15 protein-coding genes are annotated in these 18,490 nt (G+C 64.4%); 12 read left to right on the top strand and 3 right to left on the bottom strand.

Going from position 1 to position 18,490, the window contains the following annotated elements:
- The first annotated feature begins 71 nt into the window (after positions 1 to 71).
- From IVA93_RS00880 to IVA93_RS00900, 5 genes are all read left to right on the top strand, one after another.
- Positions 72 to 3,041 carry a 2-oxoglutarate dehydrogenase E1 component gene (locus IVA93_RS00880; RefSeq protein ID WP_018459832.1) on the top strand — a complete coding sequence of 990 codons (2,970 nt, stop codon included), beginning with the start codon at positions 72 to 74 and terminating at the stop codon, positions 3,039 to 3,041.
- A gap of 179 nt (positions 3,042 to 3,220) precedes the next feature.
- Positions 3,221 to 4,456 carry a 2-oxoglutarate dehydrogenase complex dihydrolipoyllysine-residue succinyltransferase gene (gene odhB / locus IVA93_RS00885; RefSeq protein WP_026233886.1) on the top strand — a complete coding sequence of 412 codons (1,236 nt, stop codon included), beginning with the start codon at positions 3,221 to 3,223 and terminating at the stop codon, positions 4,454 to 4,456.
- A 52-nt stretch (positions 4,457 to 4,508) separates the two neighbouring features.
- Positions 4,509 to 5,270, top strand: a complete 762-nt coding sequence (locus IVA93_RS00890) for an SDR family oxidoreductase (protein WP_018459834.1) — start codon at positions 4,509 to 4,511, stop codon at positions 5,268 to 5,270.
- Positions 5,271 to 5,326: 56 nt separating this feature from the next.
- Positions 5,327 to 6,727 carry a dihydrolipoyl dehydrogenase gene (gene lpdA, locus IVA93_RS00895; RefSeq protein WP_018459835.1) on the top strand — a complete coding sequence of 467 codons (1,401 nt, stop codon included), beginning with the start codon at positions 5,327 to 5,329 and terminating at the stop codon, positions 6,725 to 6,727.
- A 33-nt stretch (positions 6,728 to 6,760) separates the two neighbouring features.
- Positions 6,761 to 7,291, top strand: a complete 531-nt coding sequence (locus IVA93_RS00900) for a hypothetical protein (protein ID WP_018459836.1) — start codon at positions 6,761 to 6,763, stop codon at positions 7,289 to 7,291.
- 158 nt (positions 7,292 to 7,449) lie between these two features.
- Here the strand turns inward: IVA93_RS00900 and IVA93_RS00905 are convergent, their stop codons facing one another.
- Positions 7,450 to 8,040: a DUF4337 domain-containing protein gene (locus IVA93_RS00905; RefSeq protein WP_026233888.1), complete on the bottom strand. Its 591-nt coding sequence runs from the start codon at positions 8,038 to 8,040 to the stop codon at positions 7,450 to 7,452.
- 117 nt (positions 8,041 to 8,157) lie between these two features.
- Between IVA93_RS00905 and IVA93_RS00910 the strand changes: the two genes are divergently transcribed.
- On the top strand, positions 8,158 to 8,730 hold the full coding sequence (locus IVA93_RS00910) for a hypothetical protein (protein WP_018459838.1): 573 nt from the start codon (positions 8,158 to 8,160) through the stop codon (positions 8,728 to 8,730).
- Positions 8,731 to 8,734: 4 nt separating this feature from the next.
- On the opposite strand, the gene IVA93_RS00915 is transcribed toward IVA93_RS00910, so the two are convergent.
- A complete protein-coding gene (locus tag IVA93_RS00915) occupies positions 8,735 to 9,700 on the bottom strand; it encodes a tyrosine recombinase XerC (RefSeq protein ID WP_018459839.1) in 966 nt (321 codons plus the stop codon).
- A gap of 112 nt (positions 9,701 to 9,812) precedes the next feature.
- Here IVA93_RS00915 and IVA93_RS00920 point away from each other — a divergent pair, with 112 nt between their 5' ends.
- The gene (locus IVA93_RS00920; protein ID WP_247789619.1) at positions 9,813 to 12,023 is read left to right on the top strand and encodes a primosomal protein N'; all 2,211 of its coding nucleotides are present in this window, start codon (positions 9,813 to 9,815) and stop codon (positions 12,021 to 12,023) included.
- A 197-nt stretch (positions 12,024 to 12,220) separates the two neighbouring features.
- On the opposite strand, the gene IVA93_RS00925 is transcribed toward IVA93_RS00920, so the two are convergent.
- Entirely contained in the window at positions 12,221 to 12,730 is a 510-nt protein-coding gene (locus IVA93_RS00925) for a septal ring lytic transglycosylase RlpA family protein (RefSeq protein ID WP_026233889.1), read from the bottom strand.
- Between the two features lie 647 nt (positions 12,731 to 13,377).
- On the opposite strand from IVA93_RS00925, the gene IVA93_RS00930 reads away from it, so the two are divergent.
- The 5 genes from IVA93_RS00930 (at position 13,378) to IVA93_RS00950 (ending at position 18,485) form a co-directional block, all read left to right on the top strand.
- Positions 13,378 to 13,938, top strand: coding sequence for a F0F1 ATP synthase subunit delta (locus IVA93_RS00930; protein ID WP_026233890.1), 561 nt, complete (start codon positions 13,378 to 13,380; stop codon positions 13,936 to 13,938).
- Positions 13,938 to 15,467: a F0F1 ATP synthase subunit alpha gene (atpA, locus tag IVA93_RS00935; RefSeq protein ID WP_018459843.1), complete on the top strand. Its 1,530-nt coding sequence runs from the start codon at positions 13,938 to 13,940 to the stop codon at positions 15,465 to 15,467. The genes IVA93_RS00930 and atpA overlap by 1 nt, the downstream gene beginning before the upstream one ends.
- Before the next feature lie 153 nt (positions 15,468 to 15,620).
- Complete coding sequence (locus IVA93_RS00940) at positions 15,621 to 16,496, top strand: F0F1 ATP synthase subunit gamma (RefSeq protein WP_026233891.1); 876 nt, start codon at positions 15,621 to 15,623, stop codon at positions 16,494 to 16,496.
- 52 nt (positions 16,497 to 16,548) lie between these two features.
- The gene (atpD, locus tag IVA93_RS00945) at positions 16,549 to 17,991 is read left to right on the top strand and encodes a F0F1 ATP synthase subunit beta (protein WP_007598896.1); all 1,443 of its coding nucleotides are present in this window, start codon (positions 16,549 to 16,551) and stop codon (positions 17,989 to 17,991) included.
- Between the two features lie 86 nt (positions 17,992 to 18,077).
- The gene (locus IVA93_RS00950; RefSeq protein ID WP_018459845.1) at positions 18,078 to 18,485 is read left to right on the top strand and encodes a F0F1 ATP synthase subunit epsilon; all 408 of its coding nucleotides are present in this window, start codon (positions 18,078 to 18,080) and stop codon (positions 18,483 to 18,485) included.
- Positions 18,486 to 18,490 lie beyond the last annotated feature (5 nt).

An 18,490-nucleotide genomic window follows, 5' to 3' on the forward strand; every position in this document is an offset into this window, starting at 1 on the left:
GGTCCTCTGCCGGGGAGCCCAGCGCCAGCGCCGTTTGTTATGCGCGAACCGAAATCGCCAGGAACTCAAGTATGTCTCGCCAAGACGCGAACGCAGCCTTTGCCCTCTCCTCCTTTTTGCAGGGCACCAACGCCACCTACATCGACGAAATCTACGCCCGCTACGAGAAGGACCCGTCCTCGGTGGATGCCGAGTGGCAGGACTTCTTCAAGAGCCTCAACGACCAGCCGGGTGACATCAGCAAGAACGCCCAAGGCCCGTCCTGGGAGCGCGCCAACTGGCCGCTGACCCCGCAGGATGATCTGACCTCCGCGCTCGACGGCAATTGGGCGGAAGTCGAGAAGACGGTCGGAGCCAAGATCGCTGCCAAGGCGCAGGCCAAGGGTGGCGATAAGAGCGGCGGCCTCTCCTCCGCCGACCTTCTCCAGGCCACCCGCGACTCGGTCCGGGCCCTGATGCTGATCCGGTCCTACCGCATGCGCGGTCACTTCCACGCCAAGCTCGATCCGCTCGGCATCGAAGCCCAGCGCAATCGCGAAGAGCTCGACCCGCGGACCTACGGCTTCAGCGAAGCCGATTTCGACCGCAAGATCTTCCTCGACCATGTGCTCGGTCTCGAATACGCCAGCTTGCGCGAAATCACCGCGATCTGCGAGCGCACCTACTGCCAGACGCTCGGCGTCGAGTTCATGCACATCACCAACGCGGCGCAGAAGGCGTGGATCCAGGAGCGGATCGAGGGGCCGGACAAGGAAATCTCGTTCACCCGCGAAGGTCGCCGTGCCATCCTGATGAAGTTGGTCGAAGCCGAAGGTTTCGAGAAATTCTGCGACACCAAGTTCACCGGCACCAAGCGCTTCGGCCTGGACGGTGCTGAATCGCTGATCCCCGCGCTCGAGCAGATCATCAAGCGCGGCGGCAATCTCGGCGTGAAGGAGGTCGTGCTGGGCATGCCGCACCGCGGCCGCCTCAACGTCCTGACCCAGGTGATGGGCAAGCCGCATCGCGCGCTGTTCCACGAGTTCAAGGGCGGTTCGGCCAATCCTGATGCGGTCGAAGGCTCGGGCGACGTCAAATATCACCTCGGCGCGTCTTCGGATCGCGAGTTCGACGGCAACCGCATCCATCTGTCGCTGACCGCCAACCCCTCGCATCTGGAGATCGTCGATCCCGTGGTGCTCGGAAAAGTCCGCGCCAAGCAGGATCAGCACGGCGATCCGCCGGATATGCGCATCTCGGTGATGCCGCTGCTGATGCACGGTGACGCCGCGTTCGCCGGCCAGGGCGTGGTCGCGGAATGTTTCGGCCTGTCGGACCTGAAGGGCTACCGCACCGGCGGCTCCGTGCACTTCATCGTCAACAACCAGATCGGCTTCACCACCTATCCGCGTTATTCCCGTTCGTCGCCTTACCCGTCCGACGTGGCGAAGATGATCGACGCGCCGATCTTCCACGTCAACGGCGACGATCCGGAAGCCGTCGTGTTCGCGGCCAAGGTTGCGACCGAGTTCCGGCAGAAATTCCACAAGCCCGTCGTCATCGACATGTTCTGCTACCGCAGGCATGGCCATAACGAGGGCGACGAGCCGGCTTTCACCCAGCCGGTGATGTACAAGAAGATCGCGGCCCATCCGTCGACGCTCGAACTCTACGCCCGCCGCCTCATCAGCGAAGGCGTGTTGACCGAGGGCGAGGTCGAGAAGGCCAAGGCCGACTGGCGCGCGCGGCTCGATGCCGAACTCGAAGCCGGCTCCGGCTACAAGCCCAACAAGGCCGATTGGCTCGACGGCAAATGGGCCGGCTTCAAGATCGCCGATCAGGAAGAAGATGCGCGGCGTGGCGTCACCGGCGTCGACATCGCCGCCCTGAAGGACATCGGTCGCAAGATCACCAAGGTGCCGGACGGTTTCCGCGTCCACCGCACGATCCAGCGCTTCCTAGAAAACCGCGCCAAGGCGATCGACGGCGGCACGGGCATCGACTGGGCGACCGGCGAAGCGCTGGCGTTCTGCACGCTGCTCAACGAGAACCACCATGTCCGCCTGTCCGGACAGGATTCGGAGCGCGGCACTTTCTCGCAGCGCCACTCGGTCCTGATCGACCAGGAAGACGAGAGCCGCTACACGCCGTTCAACCATCTCGGTCACGAGCAGGGCCATTACGAGGTCATCAACTCGCTGCTGTCGGAAGAAGCCGTGCTCGGCTTCGAATACGGCTATTCGCTCGCCGAGCCGAACACGCTCACCCTGTGGGAAGCGCAGTTCGGCGACTTCGCCAACGGCGCGCAGGTCGTGTTCGACCAGTTCATCTCCTCGGGTGAGCGCAAATGGCTGCGCATGTCCGGCCTCGTCTGCCTCCTGCCGCACGGCTATGAAGGCCAGGGACCGGAGCACTCCTCGGCGCGTCTGGAGCGCTATCTGCAGATGTGCGCGGAAGACAACATGCAGGTGGTCTATCCGACCACGCCGGCGAACTACTTCCACGTGCTGCGCCGGCAGCTTCATCGCGAGATCCGCAAGCCGCTGATCGTGATGACGCCGAAGTCCCTGCTGCGTCACAAGCGGGCGGTGTCGCGTCTCGAGGAGCTCGCGAAGGGAACGACCTTCCACCGCATCCTCTATGACGACGCCCAGATGCTGCCGAGCGAAGCGATCAAGCTCGTTCCCGACGAGAAGATCCGCCGCATCGTGCTCTGCTCGGGCAAGGTCTATTACGACCTCTACGAGGAGCGCGAGAAGCGCGGCATGGACGACATCTATCTGATGCGCGTCGAGCAGCTCTATCCGGTGCCGCTCAAGGCGCTGGTGGCCGAACTGTCGCGCTTCAAGAAGGCCGAAGTGGTGTGGTGCCAGGAAGAGCCGCGCAACATGGGTGCCTGGCACTTCATCGAGCCCTATCTGGAGTGGGTGCTGAACCAGGTGAACGGTGCGAGCCGGCGTCCGCGTTATGTCGGCCGCGCCGCCTCCGCTGCGACCGCCACGGGTCTGATGTCGAAGCATCAGGCGCAGCTGAAGGCGTTCCTGGACGAAGCATTGAGCTGAGAAGTTTTTACACCTCGTCATGCCCCGCCTTGTGCGCAATTGCGCACCGGGGCGGGGGATCCAGTATTCCGCGCCGCCCGTCTCTATCACGACTGTCACGGCGTACTGGATCGCCCGCATCCGCGGGCGCTGACATCTGCACCTATGTCCGCATTGGCGATCTCCTTAAGGAAAAGACCATGACTGAAATTCGTGTGCCGACCCTCGGCGAATCCGTCACCGAGGCCACCATCGGCCGCTGGTTCAAGAAGGCCGGCGATCCCGTCGCCGTCGACGAGCCCTTGGTGGAGCTCGAGACCGACAAGGTCACCATCGAAGTCCCGGCGCCCTCAGCCGGCACGCTGAGCGAGATCATCGCCGCCGATGGTGCCACCGTCGCCGTCGGCGCGCTGCTCGGCCAGATTACCGAAGGCGCCGCCGGCGCTGCCAAGCCGGCAGCTGCGCCCGCGAAGCCCGCGGCTGCCGCTCCTGCGGCCGCTGCTGCTCCCGCCGCGGCGAAGGCGCCACCGGCCGATGCGCCGCTCGCTCCCTCCGTGCGAAAGCTCTCGGCCGAGACCGGCGTCGATGCCTCGACCGTTCCCGGCTCCGGCAAGGACGGGCGCGTCACCAAGGGCGACATGCTCGCCGCGATCGAGCGTGCGGCCTCGGCGCCGACCCCCGTCAACCAGCCGGCCGCAGCGGTTCAGGTCCGCGCACCGTCGCCGGCCGATGACGCCGCCCGCGAAGAGCGCGTCAAGATGACCCGGCTGCGCCAGACAATCGCGCGCCGCCTCAAGGACGTGCAGAACACCGCCGCGATGCTCACGACCTTCAACGAGGTCGACATGACCAACGTCATGGCGCTGCGTGCCCACTACAAGGATGCGTTCGAGAAGAAGCATGGCTCGAAGCTCGGCTTCATGGGCTTCTTCACCAAGGCCGTCGTCCAGGGGCTGAAGGACATCCCGGCCGTCAACGCCGAGATCGACGGCACCGATCTGATCTACAAGAACTACTATCACATCGGCGTCGCCGTCGGCACCGACAAGGGCCTCGTCGTGCCCGTGGTGCGCGACTGCGACAACAAGTCGATCGCCGACATCGAGAAGGGCATCGCCGATTTCGGCCGCCGCGCCCGCGACGGCCAGCTCAAGATCGACGAGATGCAGGGCGGCACCTTCACCATCACCAATGGCGGCATCTACGGCTCGCTGATGTCGACCCCGATCCTGAACGCGCCGCAGTCCGGCATCCTCGGCATGCACAAGATCCAGGAGCGGCCGATGGTCGTCGGCGGCAAGATCGAGGTCCGCCCGATGATGTATCTGGCGCTGTCCTACGATCACCGCGTCATCGACGGCAAGGAAGCCGTGACCTTCCTTGTCCGCGTCAAGGAGAGCCTGGAAGATCCGGCGCGCCTGGTGCTCGATCTCTGATCGCTGATGCTCTGCGAGCGCCGTCGCCTTTCGCGACGGCGCGTGTCGAACTATGGAGGCGCGCGTGACGGATAAAGTCGTTGTCATCACCGGCGGCAGCCGCGGCATCGGCCGTGCGACCGCAATTGCCGCCGCGGCACGCGGCTTCCGGATCGTTGTCGGCTATGCCAGCAACAAGACGGCCGCCGATGAGGTGGTCGCCGAGATCGCGGCCAGCAACGGCAAGGCCATCGCGGTGAAATGCGACGTCGCCGAGGAAAGCGACATCCTGGCGCTGTTCAAGGCCGCGGACGCGTTCGGCACGCTCGGCGCGCTCGTCAACAATGGCGGTATTGTCGGGACCAGCGGCGTGCGCGTCGACGAGATGTCGGCCGAGCGCATCCAGCGTGTGATGGCGGTCAACGTCACCGGCTCCATCCTCTGCGCGCGCGAAGCCGTGAAGCGGATGTCGACCAGGCATGGCGGCCAGGGCGGCGTCATCGTCAATCTGTCGTCGGTTGCGGCCAAGCTCGGCGCGCCGAACACCTATGTCGACTATGCCGCGTCCAAGGGCGCGATCGATTCCTTCACCATCGGCCTCGGCTATGAGGTTGCCGGCGAGGGCATTCGCGTCGCGGGCATCCGCCCCGGCCTGATCGACACCGAAATCCACGCTGCCGGCGGTGAGCCCGACCGCGCCCATCGCTTGGCCCATATGGTGCCGATGAAGCGCGTCGGTACGGCCGATGAAGTCGCCAATGCCATCGTCTGGCTGATGTCGGACGATGCCTCCTACGTTACCTCAGCCATTCTCGATGTGTCCGGCGGACGCTGACGCGCCGCGCGGACGCTGACACATCCTTCAACGCTAAACTTACGGGACTTTCTCTCATGGCTACCTACGATCTCGTCGTCATCGGCACCGGACCGGGCGGTTATGTCTGCGCGGTGCGTGCAGCGCAGCTCGGCATGAAAGTCGCCGTGGTGGAAAAGAACGCGACGCTCGGCGGCACCTGCCTCAATGTCGGCTGCATGCCGTCGAAGGCGCTGCTGCATGCCTCCGAAATGTTCGAGGAGGCCGGGCATTCCTTCGCCAAGATGGGCGTCAGCGTCTCCGCGCCGAAGCTCGATTTGCCTGCGATGATGAACTTCAAGCAGCAGGGCATCGACGGCAACGTCAAGGGCGTCGAGTTCCTGATGAAGAAGAACAAGATCGACGTGCTCAAGGGCGCCGGCAAGATTCTCGGCACCGGCAAGGTCGAGATCTCCGCCGACGGCAAGTCGCAGGTCGTCGAAACCAAGAGCATCGTGATCGCCACCGGCTCGGACATCGCGCGGCTCAAGGGCATCGAGATCGACGAGACCCGCATCGTGTCGTCGACCGGTGCGCTGTCGCTGGACAAGGTCCCCGGCAAGTTGCTGATCGTCGGCGCCGGCGTGATCGGCCTCGAGCTCGGCTCGGTCTGGCACCGTCTCGGCGCCGAAGTGGTCGTCGTCGAATTCCTCGACCGCATCCTGCCCGGCATGGACGGCGAGATCGCCAAGCAATTCCAGCGCATCCTGGAGAAGCAGGGCTTTGCCTTCAAGCTCAGTGCCAAGGTCACGGGCGTGGACACCTCCGGCAAGACGCTGAAGGCGACGATCGAGCCCGCCGCGGGGGGCGCTGCCGAGACGCTGGAGGCCGACGTCGTTCTCGTCTGTATCGGCCGTGTGCCGTACACGGAGGGGCTCGGCCTGAAGGAAGCCGGTGTTGCACTCGACAATCGCGGCCGCGTGCAGATCGACCCGCATTTCGCCACCAGCGTGAAGGGCGTCTATGCCATCGGCGACGTCGTCGCGGGCCCGATGCTCGCGCACAAGGCCGAGGATGAAGGCGTCGCGGTTGCCGAGATCATCGCCGGGCAGGCCGGCCACGTGAACTACGATGTTATCCCAGGCGTCGTGTATACCACGCCGGAAGTATCCTCCGTCGGCAAGACCGAGGAGGAGCTGAAGCAGGCGGGCGTGGCTTATACGGTCGGAAAGTTTCCCTTTACCGCCAACGGGCGCTCCAAGGTCAACCAGACCACCGACGGCTTTGTGAAGATTCTCGCAGATGCGAAGACCGATCGCGTCCTCGGCGTGCACATTATCGGCCGCGAAGCCGGCGAAATGATCCATGAGGCAGCCGTTCTCATGGAGTTTGGCGGCAGCGCGGAGGATCTCGCGCGCACGTGCCACGCGCACCCGACGCGCTCCGAGGCCATCAAGGAAGCCGCGCTTGCAGTCGGCAAGCGGGCCATCCATATGTAGGTCGCGCCCAGCGCCGAATCGGGCGGGAAACACATGCTACGCCGCCTGCTTCAACCGGTCTGGGTCCTGCTTGCGATCATCTTCCTGATCGAAGCCTGGCTGTGGGACCATCTCGAACCGATCGTCGCGCGGGTTGTCGCAATCGTCCCGCTTGCGCGGTTCAAGCAATGGCTGTCGGACCGCGTCGATGCGCTGTCGCCAGCGATGACGCTGATCGTGTTCGCTGTACCGATCGTCCCGCTGTTTCCGCTCAAGCTGGTTGGCCTGTGGCTGCTCACGCACGAATACTGGACCAGCGCGGTCTTCACCATCGTGTTCGCAAAGCTGCTCGGGGTCGGCGTCACCGCCTTCGTGTTCGACGTGACGCGCGACAAGCTGATGGAGATGGCGTGGTTCGAGCGGCTCTATGATCTGGTGCTGAAGCTGCGTGCCAAGGCCGCCGAGCTGGTCGATCCGGTCAAGCGACGCATCAAGGAGCTGATCGCCGGCAACGGCGAAGGCTGGTCCTCCCGCACGCTCCGCCTGATCCAGCGCTTTCGCAAGAGCGTGCACGAAGCGCGGTGAAGCCTCACCGCAGACTCGCTGTCATCGCCCGGCTTGACCGGGCGATCCAGTATTCCAGAGACGGCAATGGCTACGGAGAAGCCGCGGCGTACTGGATGCCCCGGTCAAGCCGGGGCATGACAGCGCGCATGTCGCTGCGCTCATGCGGGCTACGAGCCTCAATGCAGATGCAGCAGATGCGGCGACCATGCGCCGAGCATGGTCATCCCAAGTCCGGCAAGCGACAGCAGGCCCGCGATCCAGGCGAGCGGCAGCATGCCGGTGATGATGGTGGCTGAGGCCAGCACGATGCCGATCTGGAAGGCGGCGGACGCCAGCTCGAAGTGATGATATTTCGCAGTCGCCTCGTCGCGCTCATGCTCGGCGTGCTTGGCCTTTTCGGCCAGCTGCTCGGTGCCTTCGCCGGTCTCCGGCTCGGAGCGGTAGCGCTGCGCGGTCTTCTGCCAGTCCTCGATCTGCTTCTGCACGGCCACCTTGTTGGCCTCGTCGCTCGCCGCGCCGAGGATGAGCTTGCCCTGGTCGGCCATGGTCTGCACCACGGTGCGGCGGATGCTCTTGGCCTGGAAGAACGCCCAGAGGTTGGAGGCCTCGACGTTCTTGCTGATCGATTCGGTCTGGGCGCCCTTGCCGAGCGTCTCGGAGATCGCCAGGAACAGCGCCAGAACCGCGATCAGGAGCGCGATCTTCTTGTTCGAGCCGGACGCGTGTTCGGCGTGCTCGGCATGCTCCATGCTTTCATGTGCGCTCATAAATCCCTCCTGCCTGTTTACCAACGATTGACCGAACTGCGCGACGGGCGCAAGTGGCAAGCCGCGATGGCCGTTGCAATTAAGGGTTTCGCGTCGGGGCTGATCTAGTCCTGTCCCATGACCACAGCGGAATTCATCGCAGCCTGCGTCTGGCCTTCCATCCTCGCATCCGCGCTTGCGCTGCTGAAGGCCCGCAACACCGCGGCCTTTCCGTTCGTCGGCAAGATTGTCCTCGCGCTTGGCCTGACCTACATCGGCCTGTTGCGGTTTTATGACAAGAGCTCGATCATCGCAGTCAACGACGTCCATGTCGGCCTCGTTGTTCTGGGCCTGATTATCGTCGGCTCGCAGCTGCGACAACCTCCGCTGTACGGCTCATGGCGTGACCAGGCGAAGGCGTTCGCCTCGATGATCCTGATCGTGCTGCTCGGCAGCGGTCTTGCATGGTATGCCGGACGAATGCTGTTTCTCGATCACCTGACGTCCCGCCTTGTGATCGAAGGCCGTGTCGATCGTGCGTGGAGGTCAGGTAGCCGCCGCAAAGCGGACTATCTCGTTCGCATCGCGGGCCAACCGGTGAAGGTCACGGCGCCGCTGTACGAGCGGCTGGAGACGTTCAGGCCGATGGTCCGCGTCGAGGTCGGGCGCGGCTCGAACTACGTCTACGATATCGAGTATCTCGCCAACTGAGCCGCTATCGGCGCGGATGCGCGCTGGCATAGACTTCCAGCAGCCGCTCGGCATCGATGCCGGTATAGATCTGCGTGGTCGAGAGCGAGGCATGGCCGAGCAATTCCTGGATCGCGCGCAAATCGCCGCCGCGTGACAACAGGTGCGTGGCGAAGGAATGCCGGAGCGCGTGCGGCGTGGCGCTGTCGGGCAGGCCGAGCGCGCCGCGCAGCCGCTCCATCGCGAGCTGGATGATGCGCGGGCTCAAGGGCCCGCCGCGTGCGCCGACGAAGATCGGCCCCTCCGCCGGCAGCGGATACGGGCACATGGAAACGTATTCTTGCACCAGTGCGAGCACGTTCTGGAGCACCGGCACCATGCGGGTCTTGTTGCCTTTGCCCGTCACGATCAGCACGTCGCCTTCACCGGGACGCGGGACCTCGCGGCGCGTCAGCCCCAGCGCTTCGGAGATGCGCAGGCCTGAGCCGTAGAGGAGAGCCATCACGGCGGCGTCGCGCGCAAGAATCCAGGTCTCGCGGTCCTCGCCGGCGCGCTCGTCGGCGTCCGCAAGACGTTTGGCCGACGCCATCGGCAGCGGCTTGGGCAGGCTCTTTGCGACTTTCGGCGCGCGGATCGCCGAGAGCGCCCCGACCTTGCCCTTGCCTTCGCGCTCGAGAAAGCGGCCGAACGAGCGCAGGCCCGCGAGCGCGCGCATCAGGCTGCGGCCGGCAATATCGTCGGCGCGGCGCATCGCCATGAAGGCTCTGATATCGGTGGCCTCCAGCGCGGCGAAACGCTTTAGCGTCACTCGCTCGCCCCAATGGCCGCAGAGGAAAATCAGGCACTGCCGCAAATCGCGGGCATAGGCTTCCAGCGTCTTCGGCGACAGCCGCCGCTCCGCGCCGAGATGCGACAGCCAGCGCGTCATCTCCCGCGCGATGTCAGGATCGGCGCTGGCGAGCTCGATTTGTGGGGCGGCCGCTTTGCTCATGCGCTCTGGACGTGGTGATTCCACTCAGTATATCGCATCACACTCGTTTATCGTTCGCTAAGGCCGCCTCAGGGCGCTAGCCTTGAAGCCCCCGGGTTCCGATTCCCCCTCCATGGATCACACGTCGCGCAGCAACGCCGTCTCCGCCAACGCGACCCGCATGGTCGACGTGCTGGTGCCGGTCGCGCTCGACCAGACCTATTCCTACAAGGTGCCGCGCGGAATGGAGCTGAAGGCGGGCGATATTATTGGCGTGCCGCTCGGCCCGCGCGAGGTGCTCGCCGTGGTCTGGGCCGAAAACGCCAATCCTGATCCGCGCCTGCACAACCGCCTCAAGGAGGTCAGCGAAAAGCTCGACATCCCGCCGTTGAAGCCCGAGCTGCGTGCGATCGTGGACTGGATCGCCAATTACACGTTGAGCCCGCGCGGCATGGTGCTGCGCATGTGCCTGCGGATGGGCGAAAACCTCGGCCCCGAGCGGGTGCGCGCCGGCGTGCGCCTGGTCGGCGATCCGCCAAAACGTCTGACGCCGGCGCGGCAGCGCCTGATCGAGGTGCTGTCGGACCGGCTGCTGCACGGCAAGTCCGAGGCGGCCAGAGAGGCCGGGGTTTCGGCCGGCGTGATCGACGGCCTCGTCGACGAAGGAACGCTCTCGGTCGAGCCGATGCCCCCGCCTCCGCCGCCGCCGGCCCCAGATCCGGATTTCAGCCGGCCGGATTTTTCGCCGCTTCAGCGCGCCGGGGTCGATGCCATGCGCGCACTCGCCGCCAACGGCAGCTTTCACGTCGCGCTGCTCGACGGTGTCACCGGCTCGGGCAAGACCGAGGTTTACTTCGAAGCCGTCGCCGAGGCGATCCGCCGCGGAAAACAGTCGCTCATCCTGATGCCGGAGATCGCGCTCACCGGCCAGTTCCTCGATCGCTTCGCGCAGCGCTTTGGCGTGCGCCCTCTGGAATGGCATTCCGAGCTGACGCCGCGCACCCGCGCGCGCAATTGGGCGGCGATCTCCGAGGGCAGCGCGCCGGTTGTGGTCGGCGCGCGCTCGGCGCTCTTTCTGCCCTACGCCAATCTCGGCCTCATCGTGGTCGATGAAGAGCACGACCAAGCCTACAAGCAGGACGAGGGCGTGCATTATCACGCCCGTGACATGGCGGTGGTGCGCGCGCATATCGCAAAGGTTCCGATCGTGCTGGCGTCGGCGACGCCGTCGGTCGAATCCGAGGTCAATGCGCGCAAGAACCGCTATCAGCGCATCGCTCTGCCGTCGCGCTTCGGCGGCCAGCACATGCCACATATCGAGGCCATTGACATGCGCCGCGAGCCGCCGGCGCGCGGCCGCTTCATCTCGCCGCGGCTGGCGTCCGAGATCAGGACCGCGATCGAGCGGCGCGAGCAGGCGCTACTGTTCCTCAATCGCCGCGGTTATGCGCCGTTGACGCTGTGCCGCGCCTGCGGCCATCGCTTCGCCTGCACCATCTGCGATGCCTGGCTGGTCGATCACCGCTTCCGCCAGCGCCTCGTCTGTCACCATTGCGGCTTCTCGATGCCGCGCCCGCAAACCTGTCCGCATTGCGCGGCGGAGGAATCGCTGGTCGCGGTCGGGCCCGGCGTCGAGCGCTTGCAGGAGGAGGCGGCGGCGCTGTTCCCGGAGGCCCGCACCATGGTGCTGTCGAGCGATCTCATCACCTCGATCGAGACGATGCGCTCCGAGCTGAACGACATCGCGGAGGGCCGCGTCGACGTCATCATCGGCACCCAGCTCGTCGCCAAGGGCCACAATTTTCCGCGGCTCAATCTGGTGGGCGTGGTCGATGCGGATCTCGGCCTGTCCAATGGCGATCCGCGCGCCTCCGAGCGCACCTGGCAGTTGCTCAACCAGGTGATCGGCCGCGCCGGGCGCGAGCAGGGCCGTGGCATCGGTTATCTCCAGACCCACCAGCCCGATCATCCCGTGATGAAGGCGCTGATCGCCTGCGACCGCGAAGCGTTCTACGATAGCGAGATCGATTTGCGCGAACGCACGCTCTATCCGCCGTTCGGGCGGCTCGCGAGCCTGATCATTTCCGCCGGCGACCGGCCGAGCGCCGAAGGCTTTGGCCGCCACCTCGTTGCGCTCGCGCCGCGCGACGAACGCGTTGTGGTGCTGGGCCCGGCGGAAGCCCCGCTCGCGGTCATCAAGGGCCGCTACCGCTTCCGCATCCTGGTGAAATCGGCGCGCGGCTTCGACCTGTCGGATTATCTGCGCAACTGGCTTGCCGCATGCCCGAAGCCGAAGGGCAATCAAAAGCTCGAAGTCGACGTCGATCCGCAGAGCTTTTTGTAAGGAGCTGCAAAACTCCCCGTCATTGCGAGCGCAGCGACTTGTCCGCCGAAGCTTTAGCGAAGGCGGAAGCAATCCAGAATCCCTCCACGGAGGCAGTCTGGATTGCTTCGTCTCTCCGCTCCTCGCAATAACGGCGGAAGAACAAACAAAAAGCCCGCCGTCCCCCAAGACGGCGAGCTTGTTTCAGGCGTCGCGCTTTAGGAGACGACTTCGGCAGTGACGCGGCCGACGCCGGCGCCGGTGAGGCCGATGGCACGGGCAGCGCCCGTGGAGAGGTCGAGGACACGGCCGCGGATGAACGGGCCACGGTCGTTGATGGTGACGATGACGCTCGAGCCGCCATGGGTGACACGCAGCTTGGTGCCGAACGGCAGTGAACGGTGCGCCGCGGTCATGGCGTTCTGGTTGAAGCGCTGGCCGGAGGCGGTCCTGCTGCCGGACTCGTTCCCGTAAAAGGAAGCCATGCCGGAGAAGGAACGTCCGGTGCCCTGCGACGGCGTCATCGATGCATTGGCGTTACGCCAATCGGAGGTCGTGTTGGCATCGGTCTGGGCGTGGTGGCGGTGATGATGGTGGGAATAGCGATGGTGATGGCGGGATTTGGCGGAAGCTTCGGTGGCAGTTCCCCCGATGAGAAGAGTTGCGGCAACAAAGGCGATCGCCTTACGCGGCCGGGTCACTGAGCCCAGCGTCTTCAAACAAAGCATATATTGGTCCCTAAGCTAGTATTGCCACATATGTGGCAAGTGGAGCCCCCGTAAGTTTGCGAGCGGGATCGCGTTTCGATTCCTAATGAGGCGTGAATTGGGCAGTAAATCCGTTCTGTGTCGCTGTGTAATATCTTGTTACCGGCAGGGATATTCGGCCGACATTCCGTAATATTGGAATTTAGCAGTTTGTTAACCTCTATATTACTCGCGAATACTGTAAAACGAAGTCATCGCTTTCCGCATTTAGAATTCAGAAAGTATTCGGCGAGTGGAGCCGTGAGGGCTGAAATCACGCCTCAGCGATCCGTGTTCATGGCGGCTATGCGCTGAGGGCAGGAACCAATCGCCGGCCTCGGCTCAGGGTTGGGCTTAAGCGCTGTGGCAATTCCGCGGCATGGCAAGGTCGTCGTCGCGTCGTCGTGGAGTGCGACGAACTGGCGACAGAACGTCATGCCTTTAATTTGGCGTCATGTTGCACGTGCGCGCCTGCTATGTTAGCAAAGCCGCGATTTTAACGAGCCCGGCACTTCCGTGCGGGGTCGAAAATCGAAGTCCCGCTTGAATTCCAAGGGCTTGGATCGCTAGGCGCCGCTTCGTGGCGACGGTTTTTCCCTTGCGAGTTTGACAGCAAAAAGAGCACGTCTGTGGCTGCAGAAGATACGTCCGTTTCCGGTGTGTCGGGCCGTTATGCAACGGCCTTGTTTGAACTGGCCCGCGACCAGAAAGTGGTCGACGAGGTCAAAGCCGATCTCGAAAAATTCGAGGGCATGCTGAACGAAAGCGCCGATCTGAAGCGCCTCGTCCGCAGCCCCGTGTTCGCGGCCGATGCCCAGTCCAGAGCCCTCTCGGCCGTGCTGGACAAGGCCGGCATCGCCGGCATCTCCGCCAATTTCCTGAAAGTGCTGACCGCCAACCGCCGCCTGTTCGCGGTGGCTGACGTCATCCGCGCCTATCGCGCCCTGGTCGCCAAGTTCAAGGGCGAGGCGACGGCCGACGTCACCGTGGCGGAGGCGCTCTCGGACAAGAATCTCGACGCCCTCAAGGTTGCCCTGAAGTCGGTGACCGGCAAGGACGTCGCGCTCAACGTGAAGGTCGATCCCTCGATCATCGGTGGCCTCGTGGTCAAGCTTGGCAGCCGAATGGTCGATAGCTCGCTTCGCACCAAACTCAATTCGATCAAGCACGCGATGAAAGAGGCAGGCTGATGGACATCCGCGCCGCGGAAATTTCCGCGATCCTCAAGGACCAGATCAAGAATTTCGGCCAGGAAGCTGAAGTCTCCGAAGTCGGACAGGTGCTGTCCGTCGGCGACGGTATCGCTCGCGTTTTCGGTCTGGATAACGTCCAGGCCGGTGAAATGGTCGAATTCGAGAACGGCACCCGCGGCATGGCGCTGAACCTCGAAACCGACAACGTCGGTATCGTTATTTTCGGCGCTGACCGCGAGATCAAGGAAGGTCAGACCGTCAAGCGCACCCGCGCCATCGTGGACGCGCCGGTCGGCAAGGGCCTGCTCGGCCGCGTCGTCGACGCGCTCGGCAACCCCATCGACGGCAAGGGCCCGATCCAGGCCGACAAGCGCATGCGCGTCGACGTCAAGGCGCCCGGCATCATTCCGCGCAAGTCGGTGAACGAGCCGATGGCGACCGGCCTCAAGGCGATCGATGCCCTGATCCCGATCGGCCGCGGCCAGCGCGAGCTGATCATCGGCGACCGTCAGACCGGCAAGACCGCGATCGCGCTCGACACCATCCTCAACCAGAAGCCGCTCAACGCGCAGCCGGACGAGAACATCAAGCTGTATTGCGTCTACGTCGCGATCGGCCAGAAGCGCTCGACGGTTGCCCAGTTCGTGAAGGTGCTGGAAGAGCAGGGCGCGCTCGAATATTCGATCATCGTCGCCGCCACCGCGTCGGATCCGGCACCGATGCAGTACATCGCGCCGTTCACCGGCTGCACCATGGGCGAGTACTTCCGCGACAACGGCATGCACGCCGTCATCATCTATGACGATTTGTCCAAGCAGGCCGTCGCCTACCGCCAGATGTCGCTCCTGCTGCGCCGCCCGCCGGGCCGCGAAGCCTATCCGGGCGACGTATTCTATCTGCATTCCCGCCTGCTCGAGCGCGCGGCGAAGCTGAACAAGGACCAGGGTTCGGGCTCGCTGACGGCGCTGCCGGTCATCGAAACCCAGGCCAACGACGTGTCGGCCTACATTCCGACCAACGTCATCTCGATCACCGACGGCCAGATCTTCCTGGAAACCGACCTGTTCTTCCAGGGCATTCGCCCCGCGGTGAACGTCGGTCTGTCGGTGTCGCGCGTCGGCTCCTCGGCACAGACGAAGGCCACCAAGAAGGTCGCCGGCAAGATCAAGGGCGAGCTCGCGCAGTACCGCGAAATGGCGGCGTTCGCGCAGTTCGGCTCCGACCTCGACGCCTCGACCCAGCGCCTGCTCAATCGCGGCTCGCGTCTGACCGAGCTCCTGAAGCAGCCGCAGTTCGCGCCGCTGAAGATGGAAGAGCAGGTCTGCGTGATCTGGGCCGGCACCAACGGCTATCTCGACCCGCTGCCGGTCAACAAGGTGCGCGCGTTCGAGGACGGTCTGTTGTCGCTGCTGCGCGGCAAGAACGTCGAGATCCTCAACGCGATCCGCGACAGCCGCGATCTCTCCGACGACACCGCCGCCAAGCTGAAGTCGGTGGTCGAAGGTTTCGCCAAGAGCTTCGCATAAGAGAACGGTCGCAAGGCCGGGCTTCTTGTCCCGGCCTTCCGTGCCTCACTGCATGGAAACGAAGACGTGGATGCCCGGGACACGCCCGGGCATGACGACTGGGATAGGCTAGCGGCTTGATCCAAGGGGTCGAACCGCCGGGGTGAACGAAGAATGGCGTCACTTAAAGACATGCGCGTCCGCATCGCCTCCACCAAGGCGACGCAGAAGATCACCAAGGCCATGCAGATGGTCGCGGCGTCCCGGTTGCGCCGCGCCCAGCAAGCGGCCGAGGCGGCGCGGCCCTATGCCGACAAGATGAGCGCGGTGATCTCCAACATCGCCAGCGCTGCCGCCGGTTCGCCCGGCGCCCCGGTGCTGCTGGCCGGCACCGGCAAGGATCAGGTTCACCTACTGCTGGTCTGCACCGGCGAGCGTGGTCTGTCCGGCGCGTTCAACTCCTCGATCGTGCGCCTCGCGCGCGAGCGCGCCCAGGCGCTGTTGGCGCAGGGCAAGGAAGTCAAATTCTTCTGCGTCGGCCGCAAGGGCTACGAGCAGCTCCGCCGCCTGTACGACAAGCAGATCGTCGAGCATCTCGACCTGCGCGGCGTTCGTCAGCTCGGCTTCGTCAACGCGGACGACATCGCCAAGAAGGTGCTGGCCCGCTTCGATAACGGCGAATTCGACGTCTGCACGCTGTTCTACGCGCAGTTCAAGTCGGTGATCGCCCAGGTCCCGACCGCGCAGCAGATCATTCCGCTGACCGTGGAAGAAAAGGCGGCGACCGCGCCGTCGACGTCCTACGACTATGAGCCGGAGGAAGACGAACTCCTCTCCGGCCTGTTGCCGCGGAACATCGCGGTGCAGATTTTCCGTGCGCTGCTGGAAAACAACGCCTCGTTCTATGGCGCGCAGATGAGCTCCATGGACAACGCCACCCGCAACGCCGGCGAAATGATCCGCAAGCAAACCCAGATCTACAACCGAACCCGTCAAGCCCAGATCACCAAGGAGCTGATCGAGATCATCTCCGGCGCCGAGGCGGTCTGACGCACGAACCAAACGACGGTCGTTCAAGTAAAGAATTTCGAAGGAGAGCTTCATGGCTACAGCAGCTACCCAGGTCGGTCGCGTCACCCAGGTCATGGGCGCCGTCGTCGACGTTCAGTTCGAAGGCCATCTGCCGGCCATTCTGAATTCGTTGGAAACCAGGAACGGCAACATCCGCCTCGTGCTGGAAGTTGCACAGCATCTCGGTGAGTCCACCGTGCGCACGATCGCGATGGACGTGACCGAAGGTCTGGTCCGCGGCCAGGAAGTGACCGACACCGGTCAGCCGATCTCGGTTCCGGTGGGTGCAGGCACGCTCGGGCGCATCATGAACGTGATCGGCGAGCCGATCGACGAAGCCGGTCCGATCCAGTCCGAAGGCATGCGCGCCATCCACCAGGAAGCGCCGAGCTACACCGACCAGTCGACCGAAGCTGAAATTCTCGTCACCGGCATCAAGGTCGTCGACTTGCTCGCGCCCTACGCCAAGGGCGGCAAGATCGGCCTGTTCGGCGGCGCCGGCGTCGGCAAGACCGTGCTGATTCAGGAGCTGATCAACAACGTCGCGAAGGCGCACGGTGGTTACTCCGTGTTCGCCGGCGTCGGCGAGCGTACCCGCGAGGGCAACGACCTCTATCACGAGTTCATCGAGTCCAAGGTCAACGCCGATCCGCATAATCCGGATCCGAGCGTCAAGTCGAAGTGCGCGCTGGTGTTCGGCCAGATGAACGAGCCGCCCGGCGCTCGCGCCCGCGTCGGCCTCACCGGTCTGACCGTCGCCGAGCACTTCCGCGACCAGGGCCAGGACGTGCTGTTCTTCGTCGACAACATCTTCCGCTTCACCCAAGCCGGCTCTGAAGTGTCGGCGCTGCTCGGTCGTATCCCGAGCGCCGTGGGTTACCAGCCGACGCTCGCCACCGACATGGGCGCGCTGCAGGAGCGCATCACCACCACGCAGAAGGGTTCGATCACCTCGGTGCAGGCCATTTACGTTCCGGCCGACGACTTGACCGACCCGGCGCCCGCGACCTCGTTCGCGCATTTGGACGCCACCACGGTGTTGAACCGCGCGATCTCGGAAAAGGGCATCTATCCGGCGGTGGACCCGCTCGACTCGACCTCGCGCATGCTCTCGCCGCTCGTCGTCGGCCAGGAGCACTACGACACCGCGCGTCAGGTCCAGCAGGTGCTGCAGCGCTACAAGTCGCTGCAGGACATCATCGCCATTCTCGGCATGGACGAGCTTTCGGAAGAGGACAAGCTGACGGTGGCCCGCGCCCGCAAGATTGAGCGCTTCCTGTCGCAGCCGTTCCACGTCGCCGAAATCTTCACCGGCTCGCCCGGCAAGTTCGTCGACCTCGCGGACACCATCAAGGGCTTCCGCGGCCTCTGCGAAGGCAAGTACGACCACCTGCCGGAAGCCGCCTTCTACATGGTCGGCACCATCGAAGAGGCGATCGAGAAGGGCAAGAAGCTGGCGGCCGAGGCGGCCTAAGCTGCGAAGGGCGAGCAGGGAGTAGCGAATAGTCGCGCCGCTCCCGCTCCATTCGCAATTCGCTACTCACCATTCGCAGGTTTCCAATGGCCACCTTCCACTTCGATCTCGTCTCGCCGGAAAAGCTCGCCTTCTCGGGCGAGGTCGACCAGGTCGATATCCCCGGCGTCGAAGGTGACTTCGGCGTGCTGGCGGGACACGCGCCGGTCGTGGCCGCGATCCGGCCCGGCATTCTCACCGTGACCACCGGCGGCAAGCACGAGAAGATCATCGTGCTCGGCGGTATCGCCGAAGTCTCCGAGAAGGGCCTGACCGTACTCGCCGACGTCGCGACCTCGCTGGCCGAGCTCGACCGCGCGCAGTTCGCCGCGACCATCTCGGAGATGGAAGAGGGCTTGAAGGAGCACGAAGGCAACGAGCTCGATCAAGCCATCGCCCGGCTCGACCACTTCAAGAGCATCCAGCAGCAGCTCAGCAGCACGGCGATGCACTAAGCCCC

It is taken from the genome of Bradyrhizobium sp. 155, assembly GCF_023101105.1.
In the GTDB taxonomy this organism is placed as follows: Bacteria; Pseudomonadota; Alphaproteobacteria; order Rhizobiales; family Xanthobacteraceae; genus Bradyrhizobium; species Bradyrhizobium canariense_D.

Coding starts and splice junctions, on each gene's coding strand:
- lpdA (WP_018459835.1), top strand. CDS start 5,327: ATGGCTACCTACGATCTCGTCGTCATCGGCACCGGACCGGGCGGTTAT.
- IVA93_RS00890 (WP_018459834.1), top strand. CDS start 4,509: ATGGAGGCGCGCGTGACGGATAAAGTCGTTGTCATCACCGGCGGCAGC.
- IVA93_RS00950 (WP_018459845.1), top strand. CDS start 18,078: ATGGCCACCTTCCACTTCGATCTCGTCTCGCCGGAAAAGCTCGCCTTC.
- IVA93_RS00920 (WP_247789619.1), top strand. CDS start 9,813: ATGGATCACACGTCGCGCAGCAACGCCGTCTCCGCCAACGCGACCCGC.
- atpA (WP_018459843.1), top strand. CDS start 13,938: ATGGACATCCGCGCCGCGGAAATTTCCGCGATCCTCAAGGACCAGATC.
- atpD (WP_007598896.1), top strand. CDS start 16,549: ATGGCTACAGCAGCTACCCAGGTCGGTCGCGTCACCCAGGTCATGGGC.
- IVA93_RS00905 (WP_026233888.1), bottom strand. CDS start 8,040: ATGAGCGCACATGAAAGCATGGAGCATGCCGAGCACGCCGAACACGCG.
- IVA93_RS00915 (WP_018459839.1), bottom strand. CDS start 9,700: ATGAGCAAAGCGGCCGCCCCACAAATCGAGCTCGCCAGCGCCGATCCT.
- IVA93_RS00940 (WP_026233891.1), top strand. CDS start 15,621: ATGGCGTCACTTAAAGACATGCGCGTCCGCATCGCCTCCACCAAGGCG.
- odhB (WP_026233886.1), top strand. CDS start 3,221: ATGACTGAAATTCGTGTGCCGACCCTCGGCGAATCCGTCACCGAGGCC.
- IVA93_RS00910 (WP_018459838.1), top strand. CDS start 8,158: ATGACCACAGCGGAATTCATCGCAGCCTGCGTCTGGCCTTCCATCCTC.
- IVA93_RS00880 (WP_018459832.1), top strand. CDS start 72: ATGTCTCGCCAAGACGCGAACGCAGCCTTTGCCCTCTCCTCCTTTTTG.
- IVA93_RS00925 (WP_026233889.1), bottom strand. CDS start 12,730: ATGCTTTGTTTGAAGACGCTGGGCTCAGTGACCCGGCCGCGTAAGGCG.
- IVA93_RS00900 (WP_018459836.1), top strand. CDS start 6,761: ATGCTACGCCGCCTGCTTCAACCGGTCTGGGTCCTGCTTGCGATCATC.